8 protein-coding genes and 1 pseudogene are annotated in these 5,891 nt (G+C 36.7%); 2 read left to right on the top strand and 7 right to left on the bottom strand.

Features of this window, described 5'->3' with window-relative positions; translation table 11 throughout:
* The 5 genes and pseudogenes from FYJ57_RS15580 to FYJ57_RS14610 form a co-directional block, all read right to left on the bottom strand.
* A pseudogene (locus FYJ57_RS15580) lies at positions 1-95 on the bottom strand (IS200/IS605 family transposase); the annotation flags it as partial.
* A gap of 137 nt (positions 96-232) precedes the next feature.
* Entirely contained in the window at positions 233-433 is a 201-nt protein-coding gene (locus FYJ57_RS14625; protein WP_154433219.1) for an NAD-dependent epimerase/dehydratase family protein, read from the bottom strand.
* 18 nt (positions 434-451) lie between these two features.
* Positions 452-1,102 carry an HAD family hydrolase gene (locus tag FYJ57_RS14620; RefSeq protein ID WP_154433218.1) on the bottom strand — a complete coding sequence of 217 codons (651 nt, stop codon included), beginning with the start codon at positions 1,100-1,102 and terminating at the stop codon, positions 452-454.
* 15 nt (positions 1,103-1,117) lie between these two features.
* A complete protein-coding gene (locus FYJ57_RS14615) occupies positions 1,118-2,236 on the bottom strand; it encodes a M24 family metallopeptidase (RefSeq protein WP_235904609.1) in 1,119 nt (372 codons plus the stop codon).
* A 1-nt stretch (position 2,237) separates the two neighbouring features.
* Entirely contained in the window at positions 2,238-2,867 is a 630-nt protein-coding gene (locus tag FYJ57_RS14610; protein ID WP_268878870.1) for an HD domain-containing protein, read from the bottom strand.
* A gap of 382 nt (positions 2,868-3,249) precedes the next feature.
* Here FYJ57_RS14610 and FYJ57_RS14605 point away from each other — a divergent pair, with 382 nt between their 5' ends.
* Positions 3,250-3,429 carry a hypothetical protein gene (locus FYJ57_RS14605; RefSeq protein WP_154433216.1) on the top strand — a complete coding sequence of 60 codons (180 nt, stop codon included), beginning with the start codon at positions 3,250-3,252 and terminating at the stop codon, positions 3,427-3,429.
* Between the two features lie 83 nt (positions 3,430-3,512).
* Here the strand turns inward: FYJ57_RS14605 and FYJ57_RS14600 are convergent, their stop codons facing one another.
* A complete protein-coding gene (locus tag FYJ57_RS14600; RefSeq protein ID WP_154433215.1) occupies positions 3,513-4,097 on the bottom strand; it encodes a hypothetical protein in 585 nt (194 codons plus the stop codon).
* 12 nt (positions 4,098-4,109) lie between these two features.
* Positions 4,110-4,721, bottom strand: a complete 612-nt coding sequence (locus FYJ57_RS14595) for a hypothetical protein (RefSeq protein ID WP_154433214.1) — start codon at positions 4,719-4,721, stop codon at positions 4,110-4,112.
* Between the two features lie 549 nt (positions 4,722-5,270).
* Here FYJ57_RS14595 and FYJ57_RS14590 point away from each other — a divergent pair.
* Positions 5,271-5,765 (top strand): hypothetical protein, encoded by a 495-nt coding sequence (locus FYJ57_RS14590; RefSeq protein WP_154433213.1) that lies wholly within the window; start codon positions 5,271-5,273, stop codon positions 5,763-5,765.
* Positions 5,766-5,891: the final 126 nt, after the last annotated feature.

Below are 5,891 nucleotides of genomic sequence, written 5' to 3'. Positions count from 1 at the left end.
AATTTTCCATACATAATTCTTTTTCTGTACTTTGGTATAAACACAACATGGTACTGGCATTTGTACCTTGAATGTGATAAGCTGTAACTGTCCACTTTGGACCGCCTCCTATTCTCTTTAGTATTGGATTGAGACACCTTTACTATCGTATCATAGGAGGCTTTACTTTTCACCATACAACGTCACTACTACACGATTCGCCCCAGCATAGCTGGGGGATTAGCATTTTCATTTATCCACATATTCTTACGCCATACACCTCATACCCACCCCATAATATGGGGTGAATATTCCTACCATTATCAACCTTATCCCCAAATGAATCCGATGCCTTCCCACGTGTTGCAATTGTGACATCATGACCTGCGGTTAAAAGCTCATTAACCATATGTATACCAAAAAATCTTGTTCCACCAATGACTAAAATATTCATTGTTATGCCTCCTTGTCTCTATATTTCACCACTTTCAAACGCCTTTTTCACCTGTTCCAAATCGGAGTACTTACCTTTTATTATCTGCAAAATTTCTTCATCCGGTTGCCACAAATCCGGAACCATGATTGGCTTACATCCCGCTCTGTAAGCCGATAGTAATCCGTTTTTTGAATCTTCAAGAGCTATACACTCTTCAGGATTTTCATTTAACATTTCACAGGCTTTTATGTAAATATCCGGCGCTGGCTTAGATTTTTCAACCATATCTCCACAAATAATTGCGGAAAAGCAATCTATAATTCCTGCGTCATTTAGATGTTTTTCCACTTCCCAACGCGGTGATGAAGAAGCAACTGCCAACTTGGCATTTGCATTTTTCAAATACTCCAACAAGACATACAATCCTTGCTTTAAAGGAACTTTATTATTTTCATAATAGTTTTTTAGAAATTCTTTTGTGTATTTACGCAATTCTTCCTGATTATACCGATCACCAAACTCTTCGTTCCAAATCTCATAAGAGGCAACAATGCTCATGCCTAAAGTTTTATAGACCATATATCCGGCTTTCCCAATACCAATCCTTTCACCAGCATAATCCCAAGCCTTTATAAACACTTTCTCTGTGTCAAACATCAGTCCATCCATATCAAAAATAACATTCATTTTCTTTACCTCCTTTTAAAGTTCTATCAATCCGGCTTCGTCAAAATAATAAATATTCTCTTTCTTATAACCATACTTTGAATCTGGAAATGCTATGTGTGGCTCAAATGTAAAATATTTTACATCAGCAATCTTCGTCTTATTTTCTTTTTCAATATAAATTCTGTCCCCTTTAGTTTTCACAATGGAATGTCCCAGGTTGCCCATAAAATCAAGATTAACAAATCCATTTTCCACTATGAACTCATTCATATGATAGTACAATTTCTCAAAGGTTGTTTCCTTCGTAGCAAAGCGTAACAATTCTGCATGTAATTTCTCTTCCATCTGGAGACCGCTTTTCCATTCCGGATTTTCAATCAGCCCTATATTCTCTACAACCATGCCGTTTTCTACAATAATAGTTCTCGCATAGTCTCCCCAGATATTTCCCACCTGTGGACTTAAATCAATGGTTATTATATCGTTGTTTCCTATACCTCTATCCGAAGTTACATACTGCTTACCAGATACAGAAACAGTTGTTTCATCTCCTGCAAATACAAATGCACCAACATCCCAATACCAGAACGAATCTGCACCCAACTCTAACAGTTTTTCCTCACAAAACTTTCGGATCTCAAGTAAATTCATTCCTGGCTTGATAATTTTCTTTATGTATTCTATAGTCTGTTTCGCTGCCAGCTGTATCCGACTGTAAGATTGCTTTTCTATCTGCAAATACTTTTCAATCAATTTAGGCTGAATCAGTGGATAAGTCCAGTTTTGTGGTAACTCATCCATAAGCACAACCTTTTCCATCTCGCTATCCAGCTGATCTGAAAATCCCCTTATCTCCGCAAAACATAATAATCCAAATGTTTCCTCACCGGTCTCATTTACACTATTCTTACCCGTAACGGAATAAACACATATTGGATTAATATCAAACTGTATGGCACCTGTTTCTTCCTGAAGTTCCCTCTTAGCAGTTTCCAAAATATCTTCTCCAACTTCACGATGACCTCCCGGAGCCTCATAGGTATCTCGTTCCTTATGTTTGCAAAATACCCATTTGCCATTGATCTGTGAAATAATTACTGCAAATTTCAATAGTGAATCATCTACTGTATCATAAAATTTTACTTCCAACATATCACTTTTCTCCTTTCCATTCTGCCATAAACTCTTCAAGAAAGTCCTCCATAACAGCTTGTCTATGCATAGCCGTTTTCTTTGCAGTCTCTGTATTCATCATATCTTTAAGCAACAAGAGTTTTTCATAAAAGTGATTAATACTTGTAGAATTATGATTCTGATTATAATCCGCCTTATTCCTATTAGTCATAGGTTTTATATCCAGGTCATGTATTCTTCTTCCTTTACTACCGCAATATGCGAATGCCCTTGCTATTCCAATCGCTCCCATTGCATCCAGCCTGTCTGCATCCTGTACACATTTTCCTTCTATCGTGCTTGGCACAACCGAATCTATTCCTGCAAATGAAACTTCATCTATAATCTTACACACAGAAGCTATAACTTTATCATCCACGCCATTATTTTTCATAAATCCAACTGCATTTTTCTTTGACTCGTGTGTTTCCGGTGAAAGCTTAACATCATCTACATCGTGTAATAAAGCTGCTAACTCCACTATCAACATTGGTACTAGAATATAAATGAAAATGCTAATCCCCCAGCTATGCTGGGGCGAATCGTGTAGTAGTGACGTTGTATGGTGAAAAGTAAAGCCTCCTATGATACGATAGTAAAGGTGTCTCAAGCCAATACTAAAGAGAATAGGAGGCGGTCCAAAGTGGACAGTTACAGCTTATCACATTCAAGGTACAAATGCCAGTACCATGTTGTGTTTATACCAAAGTACAGAAAAAGAATTTAAGAGTGCTTGATCCGATTCGAAAACGATCCATAACAGATCTGGTTGGGCACTTATTCAGACGCATCTGAATAGCACCAATAATAGTGTTGTAGTCCTGCATAAAAATGCCTCCTTCCGTAATCTAAAAATAATGACTACGAAAAAACTATAACACTTTATAAGAATGCGTGATCCGACGAAGCGGAATTTGCATCAGAAGAGCCAGATAGAAGAAATTCTAAATATATTTCACGAAAGAAAAACAGCCGATATAAGAACATTTGACATGGTAACACCGGGCGAGCATCTGGCACTGACACCAGATAAGGAGGAACTGAAAATCCATGCGTATGCGATAGATGCCAATAGATATTTAAGCGGCGGATGTGTAACCGAAGAAGACTTAAAAGAAACTGTTAGAGAGTACATGCAGTGGAAATTTATGCAGGCATTTCAAAGAAAATAAGAAAACCATACAGACCGTCAGGGAACACCTGAGCGGTCTTTTTTAAAACAAAAAGGCCCCGCAGGAATGGGGCCGTGTAGTCTTTATAGCTGTTTTCTATTGATGTCAGATAAGCGTTTTTGTTCCTCATCCATTCGTTTTTTTCGAGCCGTTTCACCCAAAAACAGATAAATGTTATCAGGAATCGGGTCGTTGAGGGCTCTTGAATGGATAACATTATAATCATATACCATATATCCGCTCAGCCTGTTATTTAATTTTTTAAAGATTTCAACCATTCGTTCCGCAGTAGTATATGTATATCCGTGTTCAATGATATCATACATTTTTATCTCACCGCAGGCTGTCTTAAAAACAAATGTAGAATAGCACGAATAATCAGGGTCCAGGGTTATACTAATGCTAGCATAATCACCTGCATGTGCAAAATCAGCCAATTCGTCTACTAATGAACATAAATTTTCATATCGCATCCCAATCGGTATAACAGGTGGCAAGGCCAATTTTACATGCTGAATCGTTTTGACCCAAAGGAGAACAGCACATATGAGATAAAATGAGATTAATGCAGCAGTATCAGATTCTGCTATACATATTATTGTCAAGATTGTCATAATTAGTCCCATAAATCCATACATACATGCAAATATTGTGTGTTTAGTATTCATATCAGCACCTCACTAGATTTCTTTTAATTTTTTCGGCGGTTCTGTGTTATTGTTTAAACTTTTTTCATATCTTTTTTTGGCATCGCCAAGGAGCAGACAGATATTACCCGCCTCTTTCGAGGTAGAGCCTCTAACACTAGCAATATTTATCACTATGCGTCCATTTAATCTGTCACATAATGCATTAAAGACAGCCGGCATCCGTTCCCTCTTTATAGGGGAGTATCCATATTGCTCAAAAGAAAACGTTGCCGGAAATCCCTTATTTGAGGATTTAAAATATATACAGTCATAATAATTCATGGCACCAGAAGAACGTAAGGCATCAGGTGGTAATTCAGCATATATTGACACATAGTCATCAGAGCGTGCATATTTACATAATTCATCTATAAGCGAGTCAAAGTTTTCCTGTTTCTTTTTACTAACTCTACCCTGTCCGGGGTGATTAACCCTCCACAAAAAATATATGTAACCGCCCAGTAATACAAAGAATAGCACCCCTCCAAAAAAGAACCCAACAGACCCAAGGGTTGTTACTGTCGGTTGTCCAACCGTGCCCAGCATAGCCAATCCACCAAGAAACAAGCCCACTGGAATACAGAAAAATAGTATAAAAGCCATATAAATTCCTCCTCTCCTCATATATACAAATTATACTCCGTATACAAAAATTTTTCAGTGCATTTTTGAGTTTTTTTCCAAGTTATTCGGCATATTATATATGAAAGATAAAAGGGGAACAAAAAGCGAACAAAAAACGAACGGATGTACGATTTTTATTTTTTGAATTATTCTGCATATTATATATGTAAAGATAAAGGGAAGAGGATGCAGGCGAGAGCCTGGAGTATCCCTGAGGCTGCTGTCAGATAATCAGGATTATCAGATATCAGTTCACGAAAGCGATTTTTATTTTTAAAATTATTTAGCATATTATATGTGAAAGAAAAAAGAGGAAAATAAATTTCCGTTTTGGCAGGTGACAATGATAGTGATGAGAATGAATAGAGGATGTCAACCGCAAGCTACTACAGAAAGACGTTTTTCAAAAAATAAATTATTTTGCATATTATATATGTAAGAAAAAAAGAACCGCCGAGAGCGGCCTTAAAATTAATCAAAAAAATGTGTATATGATATACAAAAAACAAAAATCAGGAGGAAAAAGAAATGAAAAATACAACAACAAACACATTAAATATTAAAAATCAGGAGGAGAAAATCATGAATAAGAAAAATTATGAATTAAGAAAATTTACAGATGAGGAGAGTTTCCACTACGGAGATAGATTAAAGGAAACATACGCAGAAAGGGAACGCATTGTCAGCGGATTTTATGGCAATTATGTTCTCGGTGCGGTCAGAGAAACAGAGCAGTATAAGGAGTATGCTGAGCAGGGATTTTCGGACAAAATAGATAGAGTTGTAGAAATTGCAGATGTAATTATGGATTATCTGACAGAGTTCGTCGTAACAGGCAGAGGCTGGCAGTCACTGATAACTAATTTAACAGATTGTAAGGACGCAGTAATTGAGAGCGTTGGTATTTTTAATATCGTCTCAGATGCTGTATCAATGGCAACATTTGCAATTGATGGTAACTACAAAAAAATCAGAGTTAACAAATCCTCATTTAGGTTATTTAAACATGGTGCTAGAATATAAATAGTACAAGTCAAAATGAGAATCCCTAATTACAAATTTTATGGTACTATGTAGTTACCGCACTGAAGGAGGATCTCATTATGGCAAAGCACTATGACAAACAATTTAAATTGGATGCAATCCAGT

The sequence above is a fragment of the Oliverpabstia intestinalis genome (genome assembly GCF_009696065.1).
GTDB classification, from domain to species: Bacteria; Bacillota; Clostridia; order Lachnospirales; family Lachnospiraceae; genus Oliverpabstia; species Oliverpabstia intestinalis.
This window is presented reverse-complemented; position numbering and strand designations above follow the sequence as displayed.